A 24,758-nucleotide genomic window follows, 5' to 3' on the forward strand; every position below is an offset into this window, starting at 1 on the left:
CGCGGGGTCACACCTTCTGGTCGTCGGACAGCCTGCCCAGTGCGTCGCGCAGAGCGGCTCGGCTGGTGATGCCGAGTTTGGGGAAGACGCGGTACAGGTGTGAGCTGACGGTGCGGGGGGAGAGGTGCATGCGTTCGCCGATCTCCTTGTTGGTGAGACCGCCCGCGGCGAGGTCGGCGATCCTGCGTTCCTGCCAGGTCAGCGCCGCGAGGTGGGCGGAGGAGGTGTGCGCGGTCGCGCCGGTGGCCCGCAGCTCGGCATGGGCGCGTTCGGCCCAGGTGACCGCACCGAGCCGCTCGAACACCTCGGCCGCCAGTGTCAGTGCATGGCGGGCCGCCTTGCGTCCCTGGGTGTGGCGTTGGCGGGTGCCGTGGGCGAGGCGGACGCGGGCGAGTTCGAAGGGGAAGGTGGAGGCGTCGGGGTGGGTCTCGGCTTGGTGGTAGTGGGCGTCGGCCCGGGCGGGGTCGGGGGTGGTGAGGGCGAGGGCGCCGTGGGTGAGGAGGTGCAGGCGGGGGGAGAGGAGGTGGAGCCCTTGGGCGTGGGCGGCTCGGGCGTGTTGGCGGGCTTGCTCGGTGCGGCCGGTGTGCAGGGCTGCTTCGGTGAGGTCGAGGAGGGTGCGCGGGGCCTGGTGGGCGCAGGGGGTGAAGGTGCCTGGGGGTGTGATGCCGATGGCGTGGAGGTAGGCGGCTTCGTAGTCGCCTTCGGCGAGGGAGGCGGTGGTGCCGATGGTGTCGGTGATCTGGGTGAGGAAGCCGATGCCTCGGGGGCGGGCCCAGGCGTCGACGGCCGCTTGGAGTTGGCGGGCGTGCTCTGCCTGACCGCGCAGCGCGGCCAGCAACCCCAGATAGGCCTGCGTGTGGTGGACGAACAGAGTGTGCCGGTGTGTCGTCGTCAGTCGCAGACAGCGCTGCCCGGTGCGCTCGGCCTCGTCCCATTCACCGACGGCGATCTGGTCGAGCATGATCAGGTGCAGCATGGTCATGGCGTCGGCCAGGGCCCCCGTCTCCACCTCACGGTCCACGGTGCGCTGCAGATGCGGTCGGTACCGGCTGAGGGTGTCCACGTGGTAGGCGGCGACCGCCAGCCGGGTGAGGTCCCACGGCTCCAGGTCACCCGGAGCGGCGAAGGCGCGTTCCACCCGCTCCGCCACCCCGGCGCCGCGACGCACCACGTCGCCCCACGCGTCCTGGTAGATCCGCGAGTGCGGCGGGACCAGGTCGCCCAGCGAGTCCAGCAGTTCGTGAGACCGCTCCCACGCGTCCGCGTCGCTCGCGTACTGGTTGACCGCCAGCAGCAGGTCGATCAGGCGGGTGAGCACCTCGTTCGGCTCCTCCACCCCGCTGTCCCGCATGCTCTCGATCGCCGCGAAGACCTGGCGCTGAGAGGACCGCACGTCCCCGTCCTCGAAGAACGCGACATAGCCGGACGCGACCACCGACGAGGGGGAGTCGCCGGTGCCGGACCCGGTGTCCGAGAGGACGAGTTGCCGGACGTGGTCCAGTCGCCCCGAGTGTCCGGCGACGTACGCCGCGCTGCCCAGCCGCCTGGACCGTTCCTCGCGGCTTTCGCTGAGCTCCGCGGCTCGGGTCAGCCAGGCGACGGCGGTCACCGAGCCGCCCCGCCGGGTCGCGGAGTCCGCGGCCGCCTCCAGCGCCGCGGCCACCGCCTCGTCCGGGTCGACCGTCGAGGCCGCCAGATGGGTGGCCCGCCGCTCGATGTCGTCGCGGTGCAGCTCGGCGAGGACCGCATGTGCGGCGCGCCGCTCGTTGGGGGTGGCGGTCTGGACCACGGTGGACCGCACCAGGGGGTGCCGGAAGACGAAGTCGCCGCTGAGCGGATCGATGTCCAGCAGCCCGAGGGCGGCGGCCTCGTCGGCGTCGCGCATGCGGTAGCGGGTCCCGCGAGTGCGGTCGGCCGCCGTGCCCGATCCGACGCCGTCCAGGGCGCCGCGCAGCAGTTCGGCGCGTACCGCCTCGTCGAGCGACTCGATGCGCGCGCCGTACACCTGTTGCAGCCGCAGGGGCAGCGGGACGCCGGTGTAGCCGAACGGTTCCGCGGCGCCGCGTCCTGCCCGGCCGCCGCGCACATGGGGCGGCAGTTCGAGCAGGGCCAGGGGATTGCCCCGCGCCTCGTCCAGGACCAGGCGGCGGATCTGCGGATCGAGCCCGGGGTGGCGCAGGTCCAGGAGCCGTTCGGCGATCTCCGTCGGCAGAGTGGTGACCGGCAGTTCCGGAAGTGCCGCCGTGTCGAAACCGGAGGGCACACCGGAGCGCAGGCCGACGACGAGTTTGACGGAGCTGCCGGTCAGCCGGCGTCCCACGAAACCGCACACCTCGGTGCTGGATGCGTCGAGCCACTGGCCGTCGTCGAGCACCAGCAGGAGGGGCTGCTGCGAGGCCGCGAGGGAGAGCAGGTCGAGGACGGCGATCCCGAGCGTCATGACCGAGGGGGGAGTGTCCTGGGCCCTGCCGAAGACGACGTCGAACACCCTGCGGTGCGCGTCGTCCAGCCTGTCGAGGTGGCCGAGCAGCGGATAAAGGAACTGGTGCAGTCCGGCGAACGGCAGCTCCGACTCGGCCTCGACACCGGCCGCCCTGATCACCCGGTGGTTCCCGGCCGCCGCGAGATCGACGACGTGGTCCAGCAGAGCGCTCTTGCCCACCCCCGCGTCACCGCGCAGCACGAGCGCGCGGCCCCCGGCGGCCGCCACGAACGCCGACAGCGCCTCCTGTTCGCTTTCACGACCGACCATGGTTGCGGCGATCGATTCCACGCCCCCACTCCCTTCACCGCTGAACCGGCCCGGCCCGAACGGTCTCGCGTCCGTGCGTGCGGATCACGCCGGGCGCCAGGCGAGGGTACGTTGTTGTCCCGGGCAGCCACATGCCGGGCGGCTGCGTGCATGACGGCAGGCCCGGTCGCCAGCCGGTCACTCACACCTGTCGCAGAAGACTAGAGGCACCGGCGGGTTCACGTCACCCGTTATGGCTGGAAAAGGCTTCTGTGAGGCAGTCTCATACGTATGCGCCGACGTACGCATCCGGCGCTCGTCCCGCACTGGCGTGCGCTGCGTCCGGGACCGCCTGAACGGGCGCGCGGTGCACTCGCCCACGCCTGTCGGGCGAGACCGCGGACCTCTCCCCCGGGACCCCGGACGTCTCGACACATGTGATCGGCCGCCGGGAAACGTGTCTACAGTGTGCGCATGACCCAGCACCGCAAGGGCCTCGTTCTCGACTTCGGTGGTGTGCTGACCACCCCGCTGCTGCCCGCCGCGCTCGCCTTCGAGCGCCGCGAGGGACTCGCCGAGGGGACCCTGCTCACCGGCCTCTACCTCGATCCCCGGGGCATCCGGCTCACCGAGGAACTCGAGCGCGGCAAGCTCACCCAGAGCGAGTGGAACGAGGCGGCCGCCGAACTGCTCGGTGTCCGGCCGGACAACCTGATGGGTCGTGTCTTCGCCGATCTGCGTCCCGAGCCCTCCGTGATCGCCGCGGCAGCCGCCGCCCGCCGGGCCGGCGTCAAGGTCGGCATCCTCTCCAATTCCGTCGGCCCGGAGCCCTGGAACCTTTACGCGCGTTACGAGTTGGAGGAGCGTTACGACGCCCTGGTGCTGTCGGAGGACCACGGCACGCGCAAGCCCGAGCCGGAGATCTTCCGGATCGTGCTGGACGAACTCGGCCTGACCGCAGAGGAGTGCGTGTTCGTGGACGACACCGAGCAGTACCTGGCGCCCGCGGCCGCGCTGGGATTCGCCACCGTCCACGCCGTGGAGCCGACGCGGACGGTGGCGGCGGCGGAAGCCCTGCTCGGCATCCCGTTGACGGGCCGGAACCCGGAGCGGGTCACACCCTGAGGAGACACCTGTGAAACTGGGCCTGGCCCTGCCCACCTTCGGCCCCGACGCCTGCCCCGACGGCATTGTGCGGGTCTGCCGTACCGCGGAGGACATGGGATACGACTCGCTGTGGACCGGCGACCGCGTCCTCGCCCCGCATGTGCCGGGCGCCCCGTACCCGAGCGCCGACGGTGAGATGCCGCGCGCCTACGAGAACCACATGGACCCGCTGGTCGCCCTGACCTTCGCCGCGTCCCACACCACTCGGGTCCACCTGGGCACGAGCACCCTGAACGGCCTGTGGCTGCCGCCGGTGATGCTGGCCCGGAGCCTGACCACCCTCGACGTGCTCAGCCGGGGACGGCTGGTCGTCGGCCTCGGCCTGGGCTGGATGCCCGACGAGTACACCGCGGTCTCCGTGCCCTGGAAGGGCCGCGGCGCCCGCCTCGACGAAACGCTGGACGTCCTCCGGGAGTACTGGGCCAACGACGTCTTCTCGCACCAGGGACCGCTGTTCACCATTCCGGAGACCGTCGTGGGCCTCAAACCGCGTCAGCGGCCCGCACCGCCCGTGCTGCTCGCGGCGTTCACCCCCGGCGGACTGCGGCGCATCGGACGGCGGCTCGACGGCTGGCTGCCCGTGGCGATGCCGCTCCCGCATCTGATGGGGATGTGGCAGGTCATCCAGAAGGCGGCGGTAGAGGCGGACCGCGACCCCTCCGCCCTGCGCATGGCGCTGCGCGTCAACCCGCGGCTGACCGACTCCAGTACCGGTGCGGAGCGGATGCCCGCTGCGGGCACCCTCGCCCAGTACGTCGACTACGCGCGGGCCGCAGCCGAAGCGGGTGTGCACGAGGTGTTCGTGGACTTCGGGCAGACACCCGCCTCCCTCGCCGAACGCGTCGACCTCACCGGCCGCTTCATCGAGGGAGTCCGCCGCGGCTGATCCCCTTCACGGTGACGGAACACCCAGCGGGACCGACCGGCGCCGGCAGTGTGTCAGGACGTCCCGAGACCGTTGAGGAGGGTGTCGACGACGACGTCCGCCGCCTGGCCCGCGCTCAGTTCGGGCAGCTGCCGGGAGACCAGGTGCATGAGCTGGGGCAGCAGCGCGCTCGCCCAGCCCTGTGGCAGCCCCGGCCGCAGCAGGCCTTCGTCGGTGGCCCGCCGCAGGAACGCGTCGACCTCCTCGACGGCCGCGTCGCGCCGAGCGTGGACGCTCTCGTCGGTGAGCATGCGGGTGAGGTCGACGGGCCAGGTGCGGTTGACGGTGATGATGTTCTCGACGTAGCGGTGCAGGGCGACGGCGACGGGTGCTTCGCGCAGGCGGGCGTCTTGGATGGCGTGTTCGATGGCGGTGAGGCGGGCGTCGTAGATGGCGGCGAGGAGGTCGTCGCGGGAGGCGAAGCGCCGGTAGACGGTGCGTCGGTCGACGCCTGCTTCGGTGGCGATGCTCGCGATGCTCGTGCCGGGGTCGGCGGCGAGCATGCGTGCGCCGGTGGTCAGGACGGCTTCGAGATTGCGCGCTGCATCAGCTCTCACCGCACCGATTCTAGTGGCGGAATGTGATGCCTGAGACATCTAGCGCCTCTCGGGAGTAGAAGCCTGACCTATAAGTGCTACATTCTAGTGACAGATAGATCTGGTAGTGCCAGATCGGTGAGTCCTCTAGAAAGGCACCTCCGATGCCGAAGGCAGACAACTCCTCCTCACCCAAGGCGGGCGGTGTCGCCGCCGCGATGAGTGCGCTGGTCCTGGCCGTCCTCCTCGCCGCCCTGGACCAGACGATCGTCTCGACCGCGTTGCCCCGGATAGCCGAGGACCTGAACGGCTTCGACGACATCGCATGGGTCAGTGCCGCCTACCTGCTCGCCTCGACCGCGGTCACACCTCTGTGGGGCAAGCTCGGCGACATGTTCGGCCGCAAGAGGCTGTACCTGGCCTCGACCTCGGTCTTCCTGATCGCCTCCGTGGCCTGCGGCCTGGCACGGAGCCTGCCCGAGCTGGTCGGTGCCCGAGTACTGCAGGGCGTGGGCGGCGGCGGCATGATCGTGCTGACCTTCGCCCTCGTCGGCGACATCGTCGCCCCGAGCGAACGCGGCCGCTACCAGGGCATGTTCGGCTCGGTCTACGGCGTCGCCAGCATCGTCGGCCCCCTGCTGGGCGGCGTCTTCACGGACCAGCTGTCCTGGCGGTGGGCGTTCCTGGTGAACCTGCCGGTCGGCATCGTCGCCCTGACCATCGCGGCGCGGGCGCTCCCCGCCGCCACCCGGGGCACCCGGGCCCGCATCGACTACCCCGGCGCCACCCTGCTGGCCGCCATCGCCACCGGCCTGGTCCTGGTCACGTCCTTCGGGGAGCGCTGGGGCTGGGGCTCGCCGGCCATCGTCGGCCTGATCGCCGCCACCGTCGCACTGGCCGTGGTGCTGGTGCCGGTCGAGCGCCGCGCCGCCGCCCCGGTCCTGCCCCCGGCCATGCTGGCCTCGCGGACCGTGGTGTTCTCCTCGCTGATCGGCTTCTTCGCCAATGCCGCGATGTTCGCCGTGCTGGTCTACCTGCCGACCTACCTCCAGATCGTCCACGGAGTCTCGGCCACCCTCTCCGGCGTCCACATGCTGCCCCTGGTCGCCGGACTCGTCGTCAGCCAGTCCCTGGCCGGACGCTGGGCCGCACACGTCGGACGCCTGCGGACGATCCTGCTCGCGGGCCTGTCCGCCAACCTCGCCGGACTGCTCCTGCTCGGCACCATCGGAGCGGCCACCGACACCCTTCTGCTGAGCGTCTACTTCCTGATCACCGGTGTCGGCATCGGCATGGTGCCCATGGTCGTCCTGACCACCGTCCAGAACAGCGTGCCGACCGCGGACCTCGGTGCCGCCAGCGCCGTGGTCACCTTCGCCCGCTCCATCGGAGCCGCCTTCGGAGTCGCCGTCTTCGGCACCCTCCTGAACACCGGCTTCGCCGACCGTACGAGCGGGCTGCCGACCACCGGCGGCTTCGACGCCACCCGCCCCGACACCATCGGCCGGCTTCCCGGCGCCCTGCGCGACACCGCACTGGACGCATTCGCCCACGCCACGGCCGGCGGCTACCTCTGGATCGCGCCCGCCCTCGCCGTCGGGATCGTCCTCGCCCTGTTCGTCAAGCCGGCACGCGGGAGCGGCGAGACCACCGCCGACCTCTCCGCCCCCGCACCCGCCGAGGACCCCGTCCGGGCCGCCTGACCCACCACGCCCTCGACCGGCCGACGCCCTCCGGGTGCCGGCCGGCGGCGCGCTCCGGACATCCGCTCACGCATCGCCGTCCCGCGACGGCGCCACCGGCCTCCGCTACACCCCGCCGTCCTGCGGAGCCGCCTCCGAGAGCCGCTTGAGCTGGTCGCTCCACAGTGCGTTCAGGCGCTGCGCCCACAGCGGGGACGACGCTGTCAGGGATCTGGCGGCCGGACCGCGGACCACGTTCTCGGTGACCACGTGGGTGCCGTCCGCCACCGGCGTCAGCAGCCACGCCTGGTAGAGCTGCACCCCGGCGCCGACCCCCGACCAGCCGAGCCGCGTGTGCGGCACGTGCTCTCCCGTGAACATCTCGAACCGGTGGCCGTGGAAGCACACCTCGAAGCTTCGCGCGAGCGGCCCGGCCCGCACCCCGGTGAGGCCCGGCACCCACTCCGGCCACCGCGGCACATCCGTGAGCAGGGCGAACGCCAGCGCAGGCGGGGCGTGTACGACCGCCTGTGTCTGGCAGAAGCTGTGTGCCTGGTCGGGCGAGAACCCCGACGGCCAGTGGATGTCCGGATGGCGGTCCGGGGCACCGGACATTCCGTCCCCTCTCGTACGCGGTGCGAGGCGGCGCCTCGGATGCGGCCAACCGGTGACAGGGCACCGGCAGGGATGCCCCCGAGTCCACTCTGCTCGGCGGCCGCGGGCCACGCATACGTCGAATGACTGAGGTGAGGACAGGGCCGCCGCACAGTGCCCGCCGGGGTCAGCCGCCGCTGTTCGTCTCCAGCTCGGAAAGGGCGTCCCGCAGTGCGGCCCTCGAAGTGATGCCCAGCTTGGGGTAGATCTGGTACAGGTGCGTGCCGATGGTCCGATGGGACAGCAACAGCCGTTCGGCGATCTGCTTGTTGGTCAGCCCGGTCGCCGCGAGCCTGGCGATCTGGAGTTCCTGTGCGGTCAGGGCCCCCGGTCCGGGCCTTGCGGCCACCGACGCGGAGTGGCCGCCGGCCCGCAGCTCTGCCACGGTTCGCGCCGCCCAGGGCTCGGCGCCCAGGCGCTGGAAGTCCTCGAGCGCCCGGGAAAGCTGCTCCCGGGCCTCCGCGGCGACCCGCAGCCGCCGCAGCCGCTCGCCGTGGAAGAGCCGCACGCGGGCGACGTCGAACGGCCGGTGCTCCGGATCGGGCAGGGACAGTGCCTGCTCGAACAGCGCGAGCGACGCCTTGCCCGATGTGGTCAGCGCCTCGCAGGCCAGTACCGACAGCTCCAGCCGGGGCGAAAGCGCCGCCATCGAGCTGGCGCGCATCGCCGCCGCGTGTGCCGCGGCCTCCTTGTCCCGTCCGGTCCGGACGGCGGCCTCCACCAGGTCCATCGCACCCCACATGGCGATCGGCACGTAAGGAGCCATGGTCCCGGCCGGGCTCAGGGCGCAGGCGTGCTGGTACGCGGTCTCGAAGTCGTTGCTGCCCAAGGCGGCGAGCGCCCTGGCGTGGCAGGCGAAGTACCGGGCGCCGTGGGTGCCGCGAGGGGTCGCCCAGCGGACGATCTCCTCGGTCAGCCCGGCACTGGTGGCCGCGTCGCCCCGTGCCGCGGCCACGACCGCCTGGATGTACTGGAAGTACCACGCGAAGAACCGGTAGTCGTGGTTCTCGCACAGCGCGAGCCCCTCGGCGGCCAGCTCGGCCGCGTCGTCCCACCGGCCCAGGTGGAAGTAGTCCAGACCCAGGTGCATCAGCGCGCCCAGATGGCGTCGGACGGGCGCGGCACCGGCGCGGCCCTGCTCCACCAGCCGGCGCGTGGCCCACCGGAAGTCCCCGAGCCGGTCCGCGAACACCGAGGCGGTGCCGACACGGATCACCCGCGTGGGGTCGTCGCCCACGGTGGCGATCAGTCGTGACAGCAGGGGCAGCGCCGCGGCCCCGGTGCGCGCCGGGTCGCCGAAGGTCCGGGTGATCACCCAGAGCAGTTCGGGCGGCTCGGGAGTCAGCCGCTCCACGTACTTCAGGAGCGGCTGCCACAGCTTCGGGTCACCGCCGTACCAGCACAGCAGCACCAGGACGTGCAGGGCTTCGACGAGGCCCTCGTCCGAGGCGTCGTAACCGTGCCCCCCGGACTCGATCGCCCCGACCAGGAGCTGGTAGGCGGTGTCCATGTCGCCGTCCCGGTTGATCAGCAGGAACGCCGCCGCGGCCGCCGCGTGCAGGGACTGCTGTCCGGTGGGATGGGCCTGGGCTCCGGCCAGCAGCCGCGAGGCGTCGTCCAGGTCGCCGCTGGAGTCCACGCCGACGTAGGCCGCCTCGGCCAGCCGGCGGCTCTCGTCGGACGCGGCGGGACTGAGCCGCGCGGCGCGGGTGAGCGCCGCCACCGCGCCGAGCGCGTCTCCGCGCCGCAGTCGACGGCGCGCGGCCTCCTCCAGCAGCGCCGCGACCGTCTCGTCCGGCCCCACGGCCGCCTCGCCCAGGTGCCAGGCCCGACGCTCCAACTGGTCGCCGAGCACGTCGGCGAGCGCACGGTGGGCCCGTCTGCGTTCGGCGGCGGGGGCAAGGTCCACCACGGCGGAACCGATCAGCGGATGCCGGAAGGACAGCCGACGGTTGTCGGTGGAGATGGTCACCAGCCGCTTCTGCTCGGCGGGGGAGAGGTCGTCGACACCGGCGCGGCCGGCAGCGGCGGCCTCGACGGCGGCCAGGTCACCGGTTCCGTCGAGGGCCGCGAGCAGCAGCATCAGCCGGGTGGGCGAGGACAGCCCGGCCACCCGCGAGGCGAACATCGCCTGGAGCCGTTCGCTGAGGGGGAGGACGCTCGGTATCGCGGCCAGGGTGGTGCGCTGCTCGGCGGAGAGCGCCATCGGCAGCTCCACCAGCGCCAGCGGGTTGCCGCGCGCCTCGGCCGTGATGCGGCGCCGTACGGCGGGGGAGACATCGGGGTGCGTGCGGGCGAGCAGTTCGGCCGCGGAGGCGTCGTCCAGCGGCTCCAGCCGCCGTTCGGTCAGGCCGCTGGACTCGAAGAAGCTCTCGGAGTCCGTGCGGGAGGCGGCGAGGAAGCCGATCCGGCTGCCGACGAGCCGCCGGGCCACGAAGCCGAGCACGGCGTTGGTCGCCCGGTCCAGCCACGGCAGGTCGTCGACGACGAGCAGCAGCGGCGTGCGGGCCGATGTCAGCCGCAGCAGCAGGAGGACCGCGGTGGAGGTCAGGAGCCGGTCGGGCGCCGGGCCGCCGCCGATACCGATCGCGACCCGCAGCGCGTCGCGGTGCACGGGGTCCAGGACGTCGAACTCGTCGAAGAGCGGCACCAGGAGCTGGTTGAGCCCGGCGTAGCCGATGTCCGCCTCGAACTGCACTCCGGCCGCGCGCAGCACCCGGACGCCGTTGCGCGCGGCGCCCGTCGCCACGGCGTCGAGCACGGCGGTCTTGCCCACGCCCGCCTCCCCTGAGAGCAGCAGTGCCGCCCCGTGGACCTCGGAGTTGTTGAGGAAGGAGTGGATGAAGTCGAGGTCCCCGTCGCGTCCGACCAGCCGTGTCGAGGCCGGGCGGACGGGCGGGTCCAGGTCGTTCATCGAGCTGCCTCCAACGGGGGACGTCTGGAGGTCTGGTGAGGTCCGCCGGCCTGGCCGCGCCTGCACCTGGCTCCGTGCGGCCCATGCAATCACTGGAGTGTAAAGGACGTCCACATCGTGCCCACGTCAGCGCGGTCGGGGTGCGGAAGAGGCCCGGCAGCCGCTCCGGACCCACGCCGAGGACTGTCCGGAACCGGACGCTCCCTGACGTGAACGGCGGTGTCGCCGCACCCCGGTCGGTGAAGATCGTCGTACCCGGCGCAGAACATTCCACAGCCCGCGACGAAGTGAGGGACTGCCATGACCGACCTGACCGCCGCTACCGAATCCGTGGCACAGCTCCGCACGGTCTGGCGTGCGATGGTGCTGGACCGGAACGAGGAGGCGGACGTACGTGATCTGCCGGGGGTGGCCGTCCGCTGGGCCGACTGCCGCTTCGCCTTCTGGAACGCGATCACCCTGACCGAGACGGGGGCCGACGCGATGCTCCTGGAAAAACGGCTGCGCCAGGCCGCGGACATCATGGCCTCCAAGCGGCACCCGGGCTTCTTGTGGCTCTTCGAGGACCTGCTCGCCGACGACGCGCGCGAGGCGCTGGAAGAGGCAGCGGAGAGCGCCGGCCTCGCCTACGCCTTCCCCGGCACCGGCATGGCCGGCGACCTGCTGCCCGTACCTGACCCCCACCACCCGGAGCTGACGTTCGAACGGGTCACCACCGACGAGCACCTGCTGGCGTACGCGGACCTCAACTCGCGCGCCTACGGCTTCCCCCTCGACGACGGACGCGACGGACTGGCGGGCTCCCGCCTGTGGAAGCAGGAGGTGTACGCCTACCTGGCCCTGCGGGACGGCGTACCCGTCGCCTGCGCCGCCACCGTCGAGGCCCAGGGCAGGCTCTTCGTCGTGCTCGTCGCCACCGACCCTGGACAGCAGCGCCGCGGTTACGGCGAGGCGGTCACCCGCAAGGCGTTGTACGAGGGTGCCCGCGCCACCGGCCTGACCCGGGCGACCCTGCACGCGACGGTCGCCGGGGCGCCGGTGTATCCGCGCATCGGTTTCGAGCCGAACTCGCCGATGCGCTTCTACGCACTGAAGGGCTGAGCCGTGCATGCAACACATGTCGTCGTCGCCGCGATAGGCACACATGAGACACGTATTCTGATGGAAACCTCACCCGCACGCCGTCCGAGCGGGTGGAGGCACCCGCATCTCGTCCGCAACCGACAGAAGGCCGCCGACTCCCGTGCCGCATGAGCGCCTCCCCGCACTGTTGGCCGCCCTCACGGCGGACCTCGACCAGGGCGTCTGGGCCCCGGGGCCGCTGGAGCGCACCCTCGCGGCCCGCCTTCTGGTGGCCTGCGCCGGTGACGGCCAGTTCACCCCGGTTCGGCTGCGCGAGATCCTCTGGGAGGGCAACGTCGCTCTGTCGCACACAGGCGGCGGTCGTCTGGCCCGTCTCCTTGCCGCACTGCACGAGGTGACCGCACGGCCGGGGCCTGGCGCCGACGTCGAACTGGCAGATGTCGCGCGGCTGTTGGAGCGGGTGGCGCAGGAACCGGAGTCCGCCCGCGGCCGGTGACGTGGTCAGCGTTCACGGGGGCGGGGGGAAGCCGGAACGGTCCGCGGGGACCCCGCACCCGGTGGCCGGCCGCCGGTGTCGGTGGGGGAGGACGCTGGGTGGGGCCGTCGGTGGAGGTCGCGGAGGAAGTCGGTGAGGAGCTCCAGCGTCCGTTCCGGTTCCTCGAAGGTGGCCGCGTGCCCGCCCTTGACCGCGGCCAGCCGTGCCCCGGGTATCCCCTCGGCGAGTTCCACCGAGTGCTCCGGGGCCACCAACTGGTCGCCCGTGGCCGCGACGACCAGGGTCGGTGCGCTGACGGCGGCGAGATCACCACGCAGGTCGATGCCCAGGGCCAGGGCGATCTGCTGGGAGACGCCGGGTGCGGATCCCGCCAGCCGGGCGGTCAGCCGCCGGGCGGCCTGCGAGGTGTGCGCGGCGAGGTAGGCCCGGGAGAAGGACAGTGAGGCGAGGAAGGCGTGCAACTCGGCGTCGCCGCGGGCCAGCACGGACGCCCACATCTCCAGGCCGAGCCACAGCGTCGTGCGGGGCCGGGCGAACCCGCAGAGGGTGAACAGACCGCGCACCGGGCGGGGATGGCGGGCCGCGACCGCGACGGCGACGGCAGCGCCCAGCGAGGTCCCGGCGATCACGAACTCACTCAGCCCGGCCTCGCGCGCGGTGGCGGCCACCTCGTCGGCCACGGCACCGACCCGCAGCGGGCCGACGGGCAAGGGGCTGCGTCCCGACCCGGGGAGGTCGATCGACACGACCGTGTGCTCGACCGACAGGTCGGCCAGTAACAGCTCCCAGGTGTCCGCCGCGGTGCCCCCGATCCCGGCCAACAGGACCAGACCGGGTCCGCTGCCCCGGACGTCGTACGCGAGCATGCCCACCTCTTCCACTTCCCAGGAGCACGAGCCTCCCCGGGACCACGAGCCTCCCCCGGAGCACGAGGGAGGGGCCGCGGGTTCAGCCGGCCGGAGCCTATCGGGATGTGTGCCGTGCCGCTTCCGGTTCCGTCTGTCGCGCGGTCCAGGAGGCGAGGATGCGCAGGCCGTCGTGGGACGAGGTGCCGGGTTCGGCGGTGAGGACCATCAGGCGTTGCCCGGAGCCGTCGGGACTGGCCCAGGTGTCGCAGTCCAGGGTGAGGTCGCCGACCACGGGGTGACGGTAGTGCTTCGTGCCGTAGGACGCGCTGCTGATTCGGTGTTCGGCCCACCAGGTACGGAAGTCGGCGTCCTGGACGGTGAGGTCGCCGACCAGGCGGGCGAGTTCCGGGTCGCCGGGGTCTGCCGCGGCCTCCATCCGCAGGGCGGCCACCGCGTCCCGGGCGTCGTGGGCCCACTCCTTGTGCAGCCCTCGGATCGTGGGGTCGGTGAACATGAGCCGTAGGTAGTTGCGCTGGTGGGCCGGTATGGCGGCGAAGTCGGTGTAGAGGGCGGTGGCGGTGGGGTTCCAGGCGAGGATGTCGAGGCGTCTGCCGAGGACGAGGGCGGGGGTGTGGGTGAGCTGGTCGAGGAGGCGGCGCATGGCGGGGCGTATGCGCTGCGTGGGGCGGCGCCGGCGGGGGCGGTCGTCGGTGCGGCCGGCGAGTTCGTACAGGTAGCGCTCCTCGTCCTCGTTCAGGTGCAGGGCGCGGGCGAGGGTGGCGAGGGCGGGGGTGGAGGCGCGGACGCGGCCCTGTTCGAGGCGGGTGTAGTAGTCGACGCTGATGGCGGCGAGTGCGGCGACTTCTTCGCGGCGCAGTCCCGTGACCCGGCGGGCGGAGTCCGTGGCGGGCAGGCCGCACTGCTCGGGACGCAGTTGTGCCCGGCGGGCCCGCAGAAAGCCACCGAGGGCATGCGGGTCGGGATGTGAGCTCATGTCGTCGATTCTCCTGCGGATCACCCGTAAGGGCGATGTGCCGGGTGAGGGCGGGGAACGGCCGAGGGCGGCGGGACCTGCGATCGGTCCCACCGCCCTCCGGGGTGTCAGCGGACGGTGGCGCGGGCCGCGCGCTCGATCACGTCGGCCACCAGACGGGGGTGGGAGACGGCGACGGAGTGGGAGGCGGCGACCTCGGTGGTGTGCGCGTGGGCGCGCTCGGCCATGAAGCGCTGCACGGCCGGAGGGATGTTGAGGTCCTCGGTGGTGATGATGTCCCAGCTCGGGATGGTCTTCCAGGCCGCGGTGGTGGCCTTCTCCTCCAGGGCGGCCTGGGCGATGGGACGCTGCTCGGCGGCCATCAGGGCGGCCTGCTCGGCGGGTACGTCGGCGGCGAACTGGTGGTGGAACTTGTCCTGCCGGATGTACAGGTCGGTGGCGGTGGAACCGTCGGCCTGCTGGTAGGTGACCGGGTCCAGGGTGCCGGGGAGGGTGGAGCCCGGGTACTTGTTCGTGAGCTCCAGGGCGCTTTCGCCGGGAGCGGGCAGGAAGGCGGCCACGTAGACCAGGGCCTTGACCTCGGGATCGTCGGTGGCTGCCTCGCTGATGACGTTGCCGCCGTAGGAGTGGCCGACGACGACCTTCGGGCCCTCGACGTGGTCGAGGACGGTCCGCAGGGCGGCGGCGTCGGACGCCGGGCCGCGCAGCGGGTTGGCGGCGGCGACGACCGGATAGCCGTCCGCGCGGAGCTTGGCGATGACGCCGTTCCAGCTGGAGCCGTCGGCGAAGGCGCCGTGCTCCAGGATGACGGTGGGCTTCGCGTGCCTGCCGGCGCCGGCCGGCTCGGTCCCGGTCGCGCCGTTGGCGGTGCCGGTGAGGGCGAACGCGCCCAGCGCGAGCCCCGCCGTGGCCGTCGCGACCGCGCCCGTCAGCAGTCGCTTGCGTCCACCCTTGATGCTCACCACGACAAAACCCCTCTCAGGAATGCTTCTCGGTTTGGTGCTTGAGATGTTCCGGCTCGGCCGGACTGTGTCACCGTCTCGACTGGTGACGAATTTCGCATGAAGATCGTCACCTGTCAAGGGGGTGACTGATGGCTGAGGTCGTGCTGCCGATGGCTGCGACTCAGAGGTGGTCGGCATCCACCACGGCCTGGGCGAAGGCGGTGGGTGCTTCCTGTGGCAGGTCGTGGCCGATGTCCGTGATCGTCCGGTGCAGGTACGGGCCGGTGAAGTGGTTGCGGTACGAGGTGCCGTCGCCCGGTGCCGTGAACGGGTCCAGGGCCGCGTCGAGGGTGACCGTGGGGACACCGATGGAGGGCTGGGCGGCAAGGAGGCGCTCGTAGCGGTCGTAGCGCCGGTCGCCCTCGATCAGGCTGATGCGCCACCGGTAGTTGTAGAGGACGATCGCGGCGTAGTCGGGGTTCTTGAAGGCCTCGGCGGTGCGCGCGAAGGTGGCGTCGGAGAACTTCCAGTTCGGGGAGACGAGGGTCCACACGTAACGGCACAGCGCGATGCGCTGGTCCACGTCCTCCATGGCCTTCACGCCCCGGTCGGTGGCGAAGTACCACTGGTACCACCAGTTGTGCTCCACGGCCGGGATCGCGGGCTCCAACTGTGCCTTGCGGTCGGTGATGAGGTAACCGCTCGTCGACACGAGGGACTTGACGCGCTCGGGCCACAGGGCGGCGATGATGTCGGCGGTCCGCGAGCCCCAGTCGAAGCCGGCGAGGACGGCCTTGTCGATCTTCAGGGCGTCCATGAAGGCGATGACGTCCAGCGCGATCGCGGACTGCTCGGCGGTGCGGGGGGTGTGCCGGGACAGGAAGCGGGTGCTGCCGTGGCCGCGCAGGTACGGGACGAGGACCCGGTAGCCCAGGTCGGCCAGGAGCGGGGCGACGTCGACGAAGCTGTGGATGTCGTACGGCCACCCGTGCAGGAGGACGACGACCGGGCCGTGCGCGGGGCCGGTCTCGGCGTAACCGATCTCCAGGACACCCGCCTTGACCTGCTTCAGCGTGCTGAACCCGGTGTGGGTGCCGGGCGTGACGGTCGGCACCGTGGGGGCGGCGGCGCCGCTCGACTGCTGCGAGGCGGTCGCTGCGGACGCCTGGGCCTGGAGGCCGGCCAGGGAGACGGCGGCCGCGCCGGTGCCCAGGCCGACGGCCTTGCTGAAGGTACGCCTGTTGATCATGTGAAGTCCTCCGGGGTGCGTTCGAGATGACCGGCCCGTGCTCGCCGGGCCCATGGCGCGACGACCCTCGCACAGGGTTCGTCACCTGTCAAACAGGTGACGATCGGGGATGGTGTCCATACTCTCTCCCGTAACGAAACCGGACACATCAGTCATGTGACGGTCGGATTCGCGGCGTAGGCGCAGGCGTGCGGAGCGCCTCCCGGTCAGTCATTCGACTCAGGTGAACGACCAGCGTTTCGGGCCTGCGGGTCCCCTGGGTATGGCCCAGCGTCAGTTGGCGGCGCAGATGGGTCCGGCTCCGGGGGTGCTGGTCCCGCAGCCGTCGCCAGGCCGAGTCCGGCAGGCGCCCATGGGTGCAGCCCCGTTGCGAACCACAGGGCCCGGCCCGCCCGGACTCCGGCGATCACGTCCGTCAAGGCCGCTGGCTTCTGGCGCCCGCCGGGTGTGCGGCGCGCTCACCCGGAGGGCCAGCTGTGCCGCCGAGCCCGCAAAGGTACGTGTCGACCGCCACGTCGGCGGCCTGCCCCGGGCTCAGGTGGGCGAGGTGATGGGCCGCCAGGTGCACCAGCGCGGGCAGCAGCGACCCCGCCCAGTCCCGTGACCGGTCCCGGCGCAGAAGATCCCCCTCGGCCGCCCGCCGCAGGAAGGCCTCGACCTCGGCGATGCAGGTGTTCCGGCGCCGCCTGATCGCCTCGTCGGTGAGCATGCGGGTGAGGTCGACGGGCCAGGTGCGGTTGACGGTGATGATGTTCTCGACGTAGCGGTGCAGGGCGACGGCGACGGGTGCTTCGCGCAGGCGGGCGTCCTGGATGGCGTGTTCGATGGCGGTGAGGCGGGCGTCGTAGATGGCGGCGAGGAGGTCGTCGCGGGAGGCGAAGCGCCGGTAGACGGTGCGTCGGTCGACGCCTGCTTCGGTGGCGATGCTCGCGATGCTCGTGCCGGGGTCGGCGGCGAGCATGCGTGCGCCGATGGTCAGGACGGCTTCGAGATTGCGCGCTGCATCAGCTCTCATCCCATAACGGTACCGTTCATGTGGAAGTATACCTCTCTAGTGCCCGCTTATGAGAACTTAACCAATAGAAGTGCTACATTGAAGTGGCAATTAGAAGGACACGGTCTGACGACTGCACCGGAAGAGAGAACGCACATGATCACGTACGCCCGACTTTTCATCGGAGGCACCTGGGTCGAGCCGAGCAACCCGGAGCTGCTGGACATCTCCTCCCCGCACGACCGTTCGGTGATCGGCCGCGCCGCCCAGGCGCAGCCTGCGGACATCGACCGGGCTGTCGCCGCGGCACGGGCCTCCTTCGACGAGGGCGCGTGGCGCCTCACCCCGCCCGCCGAACGCATCGCGGTCCTGCGGCGGTTCAACGCCCTGCGCGAGGAGAGCGCCGAGAAGATCGCCCACCTGATCTCGCTGGAGAACGGCTCGGCGGGCTGGTTCACCCGCGCAGGCCAGCCGGGCCTGACCCGGCAGGCGAACGCCTACCTCAAGGCGGCGGAGGAGTTCCCCTGGGAGGAGACGCTCGTGCCCTCCGACCCGGCGTCCCCGGTGCGCAGCGTGGTGCGCCGCGAGGCGATCGGCGTCGTGGCCGCCGTCATCCCCTGGAACTCGCCCTTCTCCTCGGCCACTTCGAAGATCATCCCTTCGCTTCTCGCGGGCAACTCGGTGGTCTTGAAGGTGTCCCCGGAGAACTCGCTCAGCATGGGCTTCCTGGCCGAGCTCATCGAACGGGCGGGCCTTCCCGAGGGCGTGATCAGCGTGCTGCCCGCCGACCGCGAGACCAGTGAGTACCTGGTCTCCCACCGGGACGTCGACAAGATCGCCTTCACCGGCTCCACCCGGGCCGGCCGTCGCATCGCCGCGATCGCCGGCGAGCAGCTGAAGCGGGTCAGCCTGGAGCTGGGTGGCAAGTCCGCCGCGATCATCCTGCCCGACGCCGACATCGAAGAGGCCGTCGCGGGCGTGAGGTTCGGCTCCCTGCTCAACAACGGCGAGTCCTGCATCGCCCAGACCCGCATCCTCGCCCCGCGCAGCCGGTACGAGGAGGTTGTGGCCGGGCTGAAGGAACTGGTCGAGTCCCTGAAGGTCGGTGACCCCAACGACCCCGACACCTTCATCGGCCCGATGATCCGCCCCGACCAGCAGGAGCGGGTGCGCAGCTACATCCGGCTCGGCATCGAGGAAGGCGCCCGCCTCGTCACCGGCGGCCCCCACGTCCCGGACGGCCTGGAGAAGGGCAACTACGTCACCCCGACCGTCTTCGCCGACGTCGACAACTCCATGCGGATCGCCCAGGAGGAGATCTTCGGCCCGGTCCTGGTGGTCATCGCCTACGACGACGAGGACGACGCCGTCCGTATCGCCAACGACTCCGAGTACGGCCTGTCCGGCGGCGTCTGGTCCGCCGACGAGGCCCACGCCCTGGAGGTGGCCCGTCGCGTCCGTACCGGCACCGTCACGGTCAACGGGGCCTCTGTGGCCTTCGACGGCCCCTTCGGCGGGTTCAAGGCCAGCGGCATCGGCCGCGAGTACGGCGCGGTCGGCCTCGGCACCTACACCGAGTACAAGACCATCACCGTCTGAACGGGGGAGGGTCGCGCGCCGGCCTCGGTCCACTCGCCTGCCTCCGCAGCGCGTGCCTCGCCCGGGCCCTCCCAGTCCGTCCGGAAGGCGCCCGGCTCGACCATCACGATCGCGTCACCATCTTGACCGGTGACGCAAGAGAGGGCATGCTGAGAGCCGTCCGGGCGACACGACAGGACACCGTCCACGCTTGATGAAGTGGAGCACGTCATGAACAAGGGACTCAGCAAGGAAGACGCCGAGGCTGCGGTACGGCACGCACGGTTCGGCAAGCTTCCCGAGCGCATACGTTTCGACGACATGACCGAAGCGGTCGAGGCCGCTCCGGCGGGCGGGGCGAACGGATCGTACGATCCCGAAGGCTCGTGGAAGTACTACTCCTGCCTCGCCCTCGATCTGGGGCTGTAGATATCCGGCGGGAACGGACATGTGTCCGACATGCGTCCGGCTCGTGGCGAGACCGGACCGGCCGGCGACTCATATCCAGGTGTCGAGCCACATCCTGTCGTGCCAGTCGGCGTACGGGATCGTCTGCCCCGTGTAGACCGGGAAGAAGTAGATGAAGTTCCAGGCGATCAGCAGCACCACCACGCCCACGGCCACGGCACCCTGGGCGCGCCGTCGGGCCGTCGCGCCCGGCGGACCCCACAGGGCGCCCAGCATCATCGTCACGGCCAGGCACAGGTACGGCACGAACACGACGGCGTAGAAGGAGAAGATCGTGCGGTCCTGATAGAGGAACCAGGGCAGGTACCCGGCGCCCACTCCGCACAGGACGGCACCGGCACGCCAGTCGCGCCGCAGGGCCCACCGGTACATCAGCCAGACGAGCGCAGCGCATGCCGACCACCACAGTGCCGGCGTTCCGAGCGCGAGGATCGTCTGCGAACAGTCCACGGCCGTACCGCACCCGTCCACCCCTGGCTTCGGTGACTCGTAGTGGAACAGCACGGGACGGCCCAGAACCAGCCAACTCCAAGGACTGGACTCGTACTTGTGGGGTGAGTGCAGCCCCACGTTGAACGTGTACACCGCGTGCTCGTAGTGCCACAGGCTCCGCAGCGGAGCCGGAACCCACGCCCATGGACCGCCGCGGCCCTCGGCCCAGTGCCGCCCGTAACCGTCGTCGGACAGGAACCAGCCCGTCCAGGTCACCACATACGTCACGACGGCGACCGGGACGAGGGACACCAGCGCCCAGCCGGCGTCCCGGCGCAGCACCGCCCGAAAGGGCCGGTACGCCCCCGCCACGCGCCGGGCACCGACGTCCCACAGCAGCGTCAGCACGACGAAGAAGGCGAGGAAGTACAGGCCGTTCCACTTGGTGGACGCCGCGAGCCCGAGGAAGACGCCGGCCGCGAGCCGCCAGGGGCGCACTCCCGTTCCCGCGTGGTCACCGGTGGGGCCGTGCGGGCGCACCCGGCCGTCTTCGCCCACCGGAAGGACCGCCGCGAGCCTGGCCCGCGCCGTGTCCCGGTCGATGAGCAGGCATCCGAACGCCGCCAGCACGAAGAACGACACGACGAGATCGAGCAGTGCGACGCGGCTCATCACCAAGTGCAGCCCGTCCATCGCCAGCAGCAGCCCCGCCAGACAGCCCAGCAGCGTCGAACGGAACAGCCGGCGTCCCGTGCGGCACAGCATCAGCACCGACGCAGTGCCGAGAACCGCCGTCATGAAACGCCAGCCGAACGGGGTGAGGCCGAACATCCACTCACCCAGGGCGATCACCCACTTGCCCGTCGGCGGGTGCGCGACGAAGACCCCGCCGTCGGACAGCGGGATCACCTGAGGATGGGCCAGGATCTGCGGGTCGGCGATCTTCCGGTCCGGCCAGGTGCCCTCGTAGCCGAGCCGCAGCATGGCCCAGGCGTCCTTGGCGTAGTACGTCTCGTCGAACACCACGGCCCGTGGCTCGCCCAGCCGCCAGAAGCGCAGCACCCCGGCGAAGAGCGCCACCAGCATCGGTCCGCCCCACCCCGACCAGCGGGCCAGACGAGCCGCCGTCCCCGGGGACAGACCGAGGAGCCGCCACGGCCACAGTGCGGGTTCGGGGAACGGCACCACCAGACGGTCGCGCACGGACGCGCGGGCACCTTCGACGTGACCGAAGCGCCGCAGCCGTCGTGCCCAGGAACCCGGCTCGCGGCTCTCCGGCATCCCGGGCCCGTCGGCCGACGGGGAGGTGTTCTCACAGGTCACGGGCATCAGCGCGTCGAGCCCGACAAGGTGGCCGCATAGGGCGTGTCGGAGATACGTGTCGGCACCGGGACCCCCGAGGCAGTGACGCCGGAACGGACCGAGGGCGAGGTCGGCACCGACTCGGCGGATGTGACCGGACGGGGCTGCGGGCTGTTGGACACGCCCTGGGCGAACGCCCCCGTCAGGAACAGGAGTCCGACACTGGCACCGGCGAGGGTCAGCACCGACGCGGTGGCCATCCAGGCCTTCCGTATCCGCTGCCGGGCACGGACTCCGGCCCGCAGCCGGGCCCGGTGCCGCTCCTCGTAGGGGGCCTCCGTGTGACTGTCACGCATCATGCGGGCCAGTTCCTGCTCGAAGTGGTCCATGGCTCCTTCTTCACTCGACGGACTCGATCGGCACGACCGTCTCGACGGACTCGACGGAGTCGGCCGGCTCGACCGACTCGGCCATCAGCCGCCGCAGCCGTGCGACACCCCGGGACGTGAGCGAACGGGCCGTCCCCACCGGGCACCCCAGCACCCGCGCCACCTGCTGCTCGGGCAGGTCCTGGTAGTACCGCAGCACCACCGCGGCCCGCTGCCGGGCCGGCAACAGCGCCAACACGGCCTCCAGCCGGGTCCGTTCGTCCACCACGGCGGCCTCGTCACCCACCCACGGCGGGTCGGGCATCTCCTCCACCGGCTGCTCACCCCACCAGCGCCGCCGCGCGGAACGTGCCGCGGCGCGGACCAGCACCCGCCGCACATACGCCTCGGGCGCCTCCTCCGCCACCCTCGGCCAGGCGAACCACAGCTTGACCAGCGCCTCCTGCAGCAGATCCTCCGCCCGGTGCCGGTCGCCGCCGGTGAGCAGCCGTGCCAGATGGTGCAGCGCCGACCACCGGGCCGCCACGAACCGGTCGAACTCATCGGTCCGCAACCGCCCCATCGCAGCCGCCCCCCTGTCCCTTGCCGCTCATGCGCTCTTCCACCTACATCAAAGGCACTGGACCCCCTGCCGCTATGCGCTCCGAACGCGTGGCGTGGATCACACGGCCCGCGACGGAGGGCAGGGAGGGTGCTTCCGCCCGTGGATCCGTCGCCGGGCCGCCAGGGCATCATGGACGGGGCGGACGGACAGAACATGTCCGTCGGTGCCCGGAGAGGACAGCATGAGCGCACGGACCAGCGGCCGGCGGCCGTACCGCAACGACAGACGGGCGGAGGCCGCCGCGGGCACACGGGCAGCGATCCTCGATGCCGCTCTGAGCCTGTTCGTCGAGCACGGGTACGCGAAGGTCACGATCGGCGACATCGCGAGAAGAGCCGGAACCGCCGTGCCCACGGTGTACGCCAGTACCGGTGGCAAGGCCGCCATCCTGACCGTCCTGCTGAACCGGGGGGTGAACGACCCGGTCGTCGAGAAGACGCTGGACGAGGTCCGATCCGCAGCCGACGCCAGGGCGGCGATCGAGACCATGGCCCGTGGAGTGCGCCAGGACAACGAACGTCATCTGGACATCGTCCAGGTCATGATCACCGCGGCCGCCGTGGAGCGAGGTGTCGAGGAGGAACTGCACCGGGTCGCCGCCGTCTACCGCCGGGCGCTGGGAGTCCTGCCGGAACGTCTGGCGGAGCTGGGGGCGCTGCGCCCCGGGCTGAGCCAGGAGCGGGCCACCGACATGCTGTGGTTCCTGTTCGGGCTGCCGTCCTGGCGCCTGTTCGTGGCGGAGCGCAACTGGTCCTGGGACGAGACCGAGCGCTGGCTCGCGGAGCAGGCCGCCGCCGCGCTCCTCGCGGGGCCGGACGGACACTGACGGGGACCGCCCGGAGCGGTCCGAGCGGGAGGTGGAGGCCGCGAACGGGGGTAGTGCCGGGACGTGTGAACCGGTGCCCAGTGGCAGAACCGCTCGCGGCACGGGCCCGCCCCGGACCGCGACACGGCGGGTGCCTTCCCCGCCGTGTCGGACTGACGATCGAGACGGAGGTCAGCCGAGCAGGCTGACCAGTTGCCCGGCGACCTCGGCGGGTGAGGGCATCGCCGCGATCTGCTCGGCCGCGCGACGCGCGTTGTCCCGGTACTCCCCGTTGCCGAGCACCTCGTCCACCACTGCCGCGACGGCCTCCGCCCCGGCGGGCGGCATGACGGCGACGCCGGTGCGCGAACCCGCGACGGCACCCGCCTGGAGGAACTGGTCGGCGCCCTGCGGTACGACGACCATCGGCAGGCCGCGCGAGAGGGTGCCCAGGGTGGTGCCCGCTCCGCCGTGGGTGACCACCAGGTCGATGCCGCCCAGCAGCTCGGCCAGCGGGGTGAAGCCGACGAACTCGACCTGGTCGAACCCGTCGCCGTAGTCCGCGGCCGAGGCGGTCAGACCGAGGGTCACCACCAGGTCCGCCCTGACGGACAGGGCGTCCACGATCGGGCGCAGCACCTCGGGTGCGGCGAAGTGCGTGCCGAAGGAGAGCAGCACCCTGGGCCGGGTGCCGCCGCCGGCGGACGCAGTCGCCGCCGTGTCCGGGGTGTCGGGGCCGCGGTGGGCCTCCGGCCGGAGCGGCAGACGGCCCTCGGGTGCCTGCCAGTCTGGGCCGCGGAGCGCTTCGGGGCACGGGTCCAGGTACCAGGTGGGCGCGGGGGCGGTCAGGCCCCGCTCCTTGTAGCGGCGCTCGGCCACGGCGTCGAAGACGTCGGTGAACTGCGTGGGGATCAGCGGGCCGAACGCGAGCTTGGCGTAGGGGACTTGGAGAGCGGCCGCGACGAGCGGGCCCACGTAGTCGGTGGCCTCGGCGACGATCAGGTCCGGGCCGAACTCGCGCGCGGCGGCGATGGCCGCGTCCGCGGTGAGGTCGATCCGGGCTCCGGCGAACAACTCGGCGGCCACGGCGGGGTCGGGCACGGTCGGGTCGTCGACACCGGCCAGACGGGCCGCTTCCGCGAGGAGTTCGGGGATCTCGGGGCCGACCGGGAGCAGGGTGATGCCTTCGGCGGCGAACAGGGGCCCGAAGGACGCCGAGGTGATCACGGCGACGTCGTCGCCACGGTCACGGAAGGCGCGGGCGAGGGGCAGCTCCGGCAGCAGGTGGCCGTGCTGCGGAGTGCTCGAGAAGAGGATACGCATGCGAGGGAGTCTAGGACATTCGATGAAGTGTGCCTCTATCGAATATGCCGGTGGTCGACATGTGTCCCGCTGTCCCGTTCGTCATTCGTCACTGGCTTGACGGGTGATGGGGTGACTGCCATGATTGCGTCACCGCTTCAACCGGTGACACGAAAAGTGTGCAGGTCGGAGACGTTCACGAGCTTTCGATTCAGATGGGGAGCATCAGCCATGGCAGTCAGCTACACCGCCGTTGTCGACGTCGACGGAGAAGGCCGCAACGGCGGCCACGTCCGCTCCTCCGACGGTCTGCTGCAGACCGGACTCGCCCTCCCCAAGGAACTCGGCGGCGCCGGCACCGCGACCAACCCCGAGCAGCTCCTGGCCGCCGGCTGGGCCGCCTGCTTCCTCGGCGCCCTGCGCCGTGCGGCCACCACCCGCGGGATCCGGCTCACCAGCACGACCATCACCGCCGAGATAACGCTCACCCACGGCGACGACGGCGAGTTCTCCCTCTCCGCGGTCCTCAACCCCGTCCTCGGCGGTGTCGACCAGGCCACCGCACAGGAACTCGCCGAGGCCGCGCACCGGATCTGCCCCTACTCCAAGGCCACGCGCGACAACATCCCCGTCACCATCAACGCCTCCGCCGCCTGAGCGG

Annotated in this window: 22 protein-coding genes; 9 read left to right on the plus strand and 13 right to left on the minus strand. The window is 71.6% G+C overall.

Going from position 1 to position 24,758, the window contains the following annotated elements:
• Nucleotides 1–7: 7 nt before the first annotated feature.
• Nucleotides 8–2,752, minus strand: coding sequence for an AAA family ATPase (locus tag ACIQJT_RS26320; RefSeq protein ID WP_402647716.1), 2,745 nt, complete (start codon nucleotides 2,750–2,752; stop codon nucleotides 8–10).
• 453 nt (nucleotides 2,753–3,205) lie between these two features.
• On the opposite strand from ACIQJT_RS26320, the gene ACIQJT_RS26325 reads away from it, so the two are divergent.
• Both ACIQJT_RS26325 and ACIQJT_RS26330 read left to right on the plus strand, forming a co-directional pair.
• Nucleotides 3,206–3,856, plus strand: coding sequence for an HAD-IA family hydrolase (locus ACIQJT_RS26325; RefSeq protein WP_365460868.1), 651 nt, complete (start codon nucleotides 3,206–3,208; stop codon nucleotides 3,854–3,856).
• A 10-nt stretch (nucleotides 3,857–3,866) separates the two neighbouring features.
• On the plus strand, nucleotides 3,867–4,784 hold the full coding sequence (locus tag ACIQJT_RS26330) for a TIGR03619 family F420-dependent LLM class oxidoreductase (RefSeq protein WP_402647418.1): 918 nt from the start codon (nucleotides 3,867–3,869) through the stop codon (nucleotides 4,782–4,784).
• Nucleotides 4,785–4,837: 53 nt separating this feature from the next.
• Here ACIQJT_RS26330 and ACIQJT_RS26335 read toward each other — a convergent pair whose 3' ends face one another.
• The gene (locus ACIQJT_RS26335; protein ID WP_365460959.1) at nucleotides 4,838–5,326 is read right to left on the minus strand and encodes a TetR/AcrR family transcriptional regulator; all 489 of its coding nucleotides are present in this window, start codon (nucleotides 5,324–5,326) and stop codon (nucleotides 4,838–4,840) included.
• Nucleotides 5,327–5,523: 197 nt separating this feature from the next.
• Between ACIQJT_RS26335 and ACIQJT_RS26340 the strand changes: the two genes are divergently transcribed.
• Complete coding sequence (locus tag ACIQJT_RS26340) at nucleotides 5,524–7,062, plus strand: MDR family MFS transporter (protein ID WP_365460872.1); 1,539 nt, start codon at nucleotides 5,524–5,526, stop codon at nucleotides 7,060–7,062.
• A 105-nt stretch (nucleotides 7,063–7,167) separates the two neighbouring features.
• On the opposite strand, the gene ACIQJT_RS26345 is transcribed toward ACIQJT_RS26340, so the two are convergent.
• Nucleotides 7,168–7,656: an SRPBCC family protein gene (locus tag ACIQJT_RS26345; protein ID WP_365460874.1), complete on the minus strand. Its 489-nt coding sequence runs from the start codon at nucleotides 7,654–7,656 to the stop codon at nucleotides 7,168–7,170.
• A gap of 166 nt (nucleotides 7,657–7,822) precedes the next feature.
• Complete coding sequence (locus ACIQJT_RS26350) at nucleotides 7,823–10,609, minus strand: AAA family ATPase (protein WP_365460876.1); 2,787 nt, start codon at nucleotides 10,607–10,609, stop codon at nucleotides 7,823–7,825.
• A 300-nt stretch (nucleotides 10,610–10,909) separates the two neighbouring features.
• Here ACIQJT_RS26350 and ACIQJT_RS26355 point away from each other — a divergent pair, with 300 nt between their 5' ends.
• Both ACIQJT_RS26355 and ACIQJT_RS26360 read left to right on the plus strand, forming a co-directional pair.
• Nucleotides 10,910–11,710 carry a GNAT family N-acetyltransferase gene (locus tag ACIQJT_RS26355; protein ID WP_402647423.1) on the plus strand — a complete coding sequence of 267 codons (801 nt, stop codon included), beginning with the start codon at nucleotides 10,910–10,912 and terminating at the stop codon, nucleotides 11,708–11,710.
• A 142-nt stretch (nucleotides 11,711–11,852) separates the two neighbouring features.
• On the plus strand, nucleotides 11,853–12,188 hold the full coding sequence (locus ACIQJT_RS26360; protein WP_365460880.1) for a hypothetical protein: 336 nt from the start codon (nucleotides 11,853–11,855) through the stop codon (nucleotides 12,186–12,188).
• Nucleotides 12,189–12,193: 5 nt separating this feature from the next.
• On the opposite strand, the gene ACIQJT_RS26365 is transcribed toward ACIQJT_RS26360, so the two are convergent.
• From ACIQJT_RS26365 to ACIQJT_RS26385, 5 genes are all read right to left on the minus strand, one after another.
• Nucleotides 12,194–13,054 (minus strand): alpha/beta fold hydrolase, encoded by an 861-nt coding sequence (locus ACIQJT_RS26365; protein WP_365460882.1) that lies wholly within the window; start codon nucleotides 13,052–13,054, stop codon nucleotides 12,194–12,196.
• 97 nt (nucleotides 13,055–13,151) lie between these two features.
• Complete coding sequence (locus ACIQJT_RS26370; RefSeq protein ID WP_402647427.1) at nucleotides 13,152–14,030, minus strand: helix-turn-helix domain-containing protein; 879 nt, start codon at nucleotides 14,028–14,030, stop codon at nucleotides 13,152–13,154.
• Between the two features lie 107 nt (nucleotides 14,031–14,137).
• Complete coding sequence (locus ACIQJT_RS26375) at nucleotides 14,138–14,995, minus strand: alpha/beta hydrolase (RefSeq protein WP_365460886.1); 858 nt, start codon at nucleotides 14,993–14,995, stop codon at nucleotides 14,138–14,140.
• A 160-nt stretch (nucleotides 14,996–15,155) separates the two neighbouring features.
• Entirely contained in the window at nucleotides 15,156–16,223 is a 1,068-nt protein-coding gene (locus ACIQJT_RS26380; RefSeq protein ID WP_402647431.1) for an alpha/beta fold hydrolase, read from the minus strand.
• Between the two features lie 415 nt (nucleotides 16,224–16,638).
• Complete coding sequence (locus ACIQJT_RS26385; RefSeq protein ID WP_402647719.1) at nucleotides 16,639–17,184, minus strand: TetR/AcrR family transcriptional regulator; 546 nt, start codon at nucleotides 17,182–17,184, stop codon at nucleotides 16,639–16,641.
• 189 nt (nucleotides 17,185–17,373) lie between these two features.
• On the opposite strand from ACIQJT_RS26385, the gene ACIQJT_RS26390 reads away from it, so the two are divergent.
• Together ACIQJT_RS26390 and ACIQJT_RS26395 are read left to right on the plus strand one after the other, a co-directional pair.
• Nucleotides 17,374–18,816 carry an aldehyde dehydrogenase gene (locus ACIQJT_RS26390; RefSeq protein ID WP_402647434.1) on the plus strand — a complete coding sequence of 481 codons (1,443 nt, stop codon included), beginning with the start codon at nucleotides 17,374–17,376 and terminating at the stop codon, nucleotides 18,814–18,816.
• 210 nt (nucleotides 18,817–19,026) lie between these two features.
• Nucleotides 19,027–19,224 carry a hypothetical protein gene (locus ACIQJT_RS26395; RefSeq protein ID WP_365460894.1) on the plus strand — a complete coding sequence of 66 codons (198 nt, stop codon included), beginning with the start codon at nucleotides 19,027–19,029 and terminating at the stop codon, nucleotides 19,222–19,224.
• A gap of 69 nt (nucleotides 19,225–19,293) precedes the next feature.
• On the opposite strand, the gene ACIQJT_RS26400 is transcribed toward ACIQJT_RS26395, so the two are convergent.
• Genes ACIQJT_RS26400 through ACIQJT_RS26410 form a run of 3 tightly spaced genes read right to left on the minus strand, consistent with a single transcriptional unit; the run spans nucleotide 19,294 to nucleotide 21,948 of the window.
• On the minus strand, nucleotides 19,294–21,024 hold the full coding sequence (locus ACIQJT_RS26400; protein WP_402647437.1) for a dolichyl-phosphate-mannose--protein mannosyltransferase: 1,731 nt from the start codon (nucleotides 21,022–21,024) through the stop codon (nucleotides 19,294–19,296).
• Nucleotides 21,024–21,386: a hypothetical protein gene (locus ACIQJT_RS26405; RefSeq protein WP_402647440.1), complete on the minus strand. Its 363-nt coding sequence runs from the start codon at nucleotides 21,384–21,386 to the stop codon at nucleotides 21,024–21,026. Before ACIQJT_RS26405 ends, ACIQJT_RS26400 begins: the two co-directional genes overlap by 1 nt.
• A gap of 10 nt (nucleotides 21,387–21,396) precedes the next feature.
• On the minus strand, nucleotides 21,397–21,948 hold the full coding sequence (locus ACIQJT_RS26410; RefSeq protein WP_402647443.1) for a SigE family RNA polymerase sigma factor: 552 nt from the start codon (nucleotides 21,946–21,948) through the stop codon (nucleotides 21,397–21,399).
• A gap of 223 nt (nucleotides 21,949–22,171) precedes the next feature.
• Here ACIQJT_RS26410 and ACIQJT_RS26415 point away from each other — a divergent pair, with 223 nt between their 5' ends.
• Entirely contained in the window at nucleotides 22,172–22,816 is a 645-nt protein-coding gene (locus ACIQJT_RS26415; protein ID WP_402647446.1) for a TetR/AcrR family transcriptional regulator, read from the plus strand.
• A 171-nt stretch (nucleotides 22,817–22,987) separates the two neighbouring features.
• On the opposite strand, the gene ACIQJT_RS26420 is transcribed toward ACIQJT_RS26415, so the two are convergent.
• Nucleotides 22,988–24,118: a glycosyltransferase gene (locus ACIQJT_RS26420; protein WP_402647449.1), complete on the minus strand. Its 1,131-nt coding sequence runs from the start codon at nucleotides 24,116–24,118 to the stop codon at nucleotides 22,988–22,990.
• Between the two features lie 210 nt (nucleotides 24,119–24,328).
• Here ACIQJT_RS26420 and ACIQJT_RS26425 point away from each other — a divergent pair, with 210 nt between their 5' ends.
• Nucleotides 24,329–24,754 (plus strand): organic hydroperoxide resistance protein, encoded by a 426-nt coding sequence (locus tag ACIQJT_RS26425; protein WP_402647451.1) that lies wholly within the window; start codon nucleotides 24,329–24,331, stop codon nucleotides 24,752–24,754.
• Nucleotides 24,755–24,758 lie beyond the last annotated feature (4 nt).

The organism is Streptomyces sp. NPDC091972 (genome assembly GCF_044756385.1).
GTDB lineage: Bacteria > Actinomycetota > Actinomycetes > Streptomycetales > Streptomycetaceae > Streptomyces.

Excerpts from the sequence above, each read along its gene's own strand:
- ACIQJT_RS26320 (WP_402647716.1), bottom strand. The coding sequence starts at position 2,752 with ATGGTCGGTCGTGAAAGCGAACAGGAGGCGCTGTCGGCGTTCGTGGCG.
- ACIQJT_RS26325 (WP_365460868.1), top strand. The coding sequence starts at position 3,206 with ATGACCCAGCACCGCAAGGGCCTCGTTCTCGACTTCGGTGGTGTGCTG.
- ACIQJT_RS26335 (WP_365460959.1), bottom strand. The coding sequence starts at position 5,326 with ATGCTCGCCGCCGACCCCGGCACGAGCATCGCGAGCATCGCCACCGAA.
- ACIQJT_RS26340 (WP_365460872.1), top strand. The coding sequence starts at position 5,524 with ATGCCGAAGGCAGACAACTCCTCCTCACCCAAGGCGGGCGGTGTCGCC.
- ACIQJT_RS26345 (WP_365460874.1), bottom strand. The coding sequence starts at position 7,656 with ATGTCCGGTGCCCCGGACCGCCATCCGGACATCCACTGGCCGTCGGGG.
- ACIQJT_RS26350 (WP_365460876.1), bottom strand. The coding sequence starts at position 10,609 with ATGAACGACCTGGACCCGCCCGTCCGCCCGGCCTCGACACGGCTGGTC.
- ACIQJT_RS26355 (WP_402647423.1), top strand. The coding sequence starts at position 10,910 with ATGACCGACCTGACCGCCGCTACCGAATCCGTGGCACAGCTCCGCACG.
- ACIQJT_RS26365 (WP_365460882.1), bottom strand. The coding sequence starts at position 13,054 with ATGCTCGCGTACGACGTCCGGGGCAGCGGACCCGGTCTGGTCCTGTTG.
- ACIQJT_RS26370 (WP_402647427.1), bottom strand. The coding sequence starts at position 14,030 with ATGAGCTCACATCCCGACCCGCATGCCCTCGGTGGCTTTCTGCGGGCC.
- ACIQJT_RS26380 (WP_402647431.1), bottom strand. The coding sequence starts at position 16,223 with ATGATCAACAGGCGTACCTTCAGCAAGGCCGTCGGCCTGGGCACCGGC.
- ACIQJT_RS26385 (WP_402647719.1), bottom strand. The coding sequence starts at position 17,184 with ATGCTCGCCGCCGACCCCGGCACGAGCATCGCGAGCATCGCCACCGAA.
- ACIQJT_RS26390 (WP_402647434.1), top strand. The coding sequence starts at position 17,374 with ATGATCACGTACGCCCGACTTTTCATCGGAGGCACCTGGGTCGAGCCG.
- ACIQJT_RS26395 (WP_365460894.1), top strand. The coding sequence starts at position 19,027 with ATGAACAAGGGACTCAGCAAGGAAGACGCCGAGGCTGCGGTACGGCAC.
- ACIQJT_RS26400 (WP_402647437.1), bottom strand. The coding sequence starts at position 21,024 with ATGCCCGTGACCTGTGAGAACACCTCCCCGTCGGCCGACGGGCCCGGG.
- ACIQJT_RS26405 (WP_402647440.1), bottom strand. The coding sequence starts at position 21,386 with ATGGACCACTTCGAGCAGGAACTGGCCCGCATGATGCGTGACAGTCAC.
- ACIQJT_RS26410 (WP_402647443.1), bottom strand. The coding sequence starts at position 21,948 with ATGGGGCGGTTGCGGACCGATGAGTTCGACCGGTTCGTGGCGGCCCGG.
- ACIQJT_RS26415 (WP_402647446.1), top strand. The coding sequence starts at position 22,172 with ATGAGCGCACGGACCAGCGGCCGGCGGCCGTACCGCAACGACAGACGG.
- ACIQJT_RS26420 (WP_402647449.1), bottom strand. The coding sequence starts at position 24,118 with ATGCGTATCCTCTTCTCGAGCACTCCGCAGCACGGCCACCTGCTGCCG.
- ACIQJT_RS26425 (WP_402647451.1), top strand. The coding sequence starts at position 24,329 with ATGGCAGTCAGCTACACCGCCGTTGTCGACGTCGACGGAGAAGGCCGC.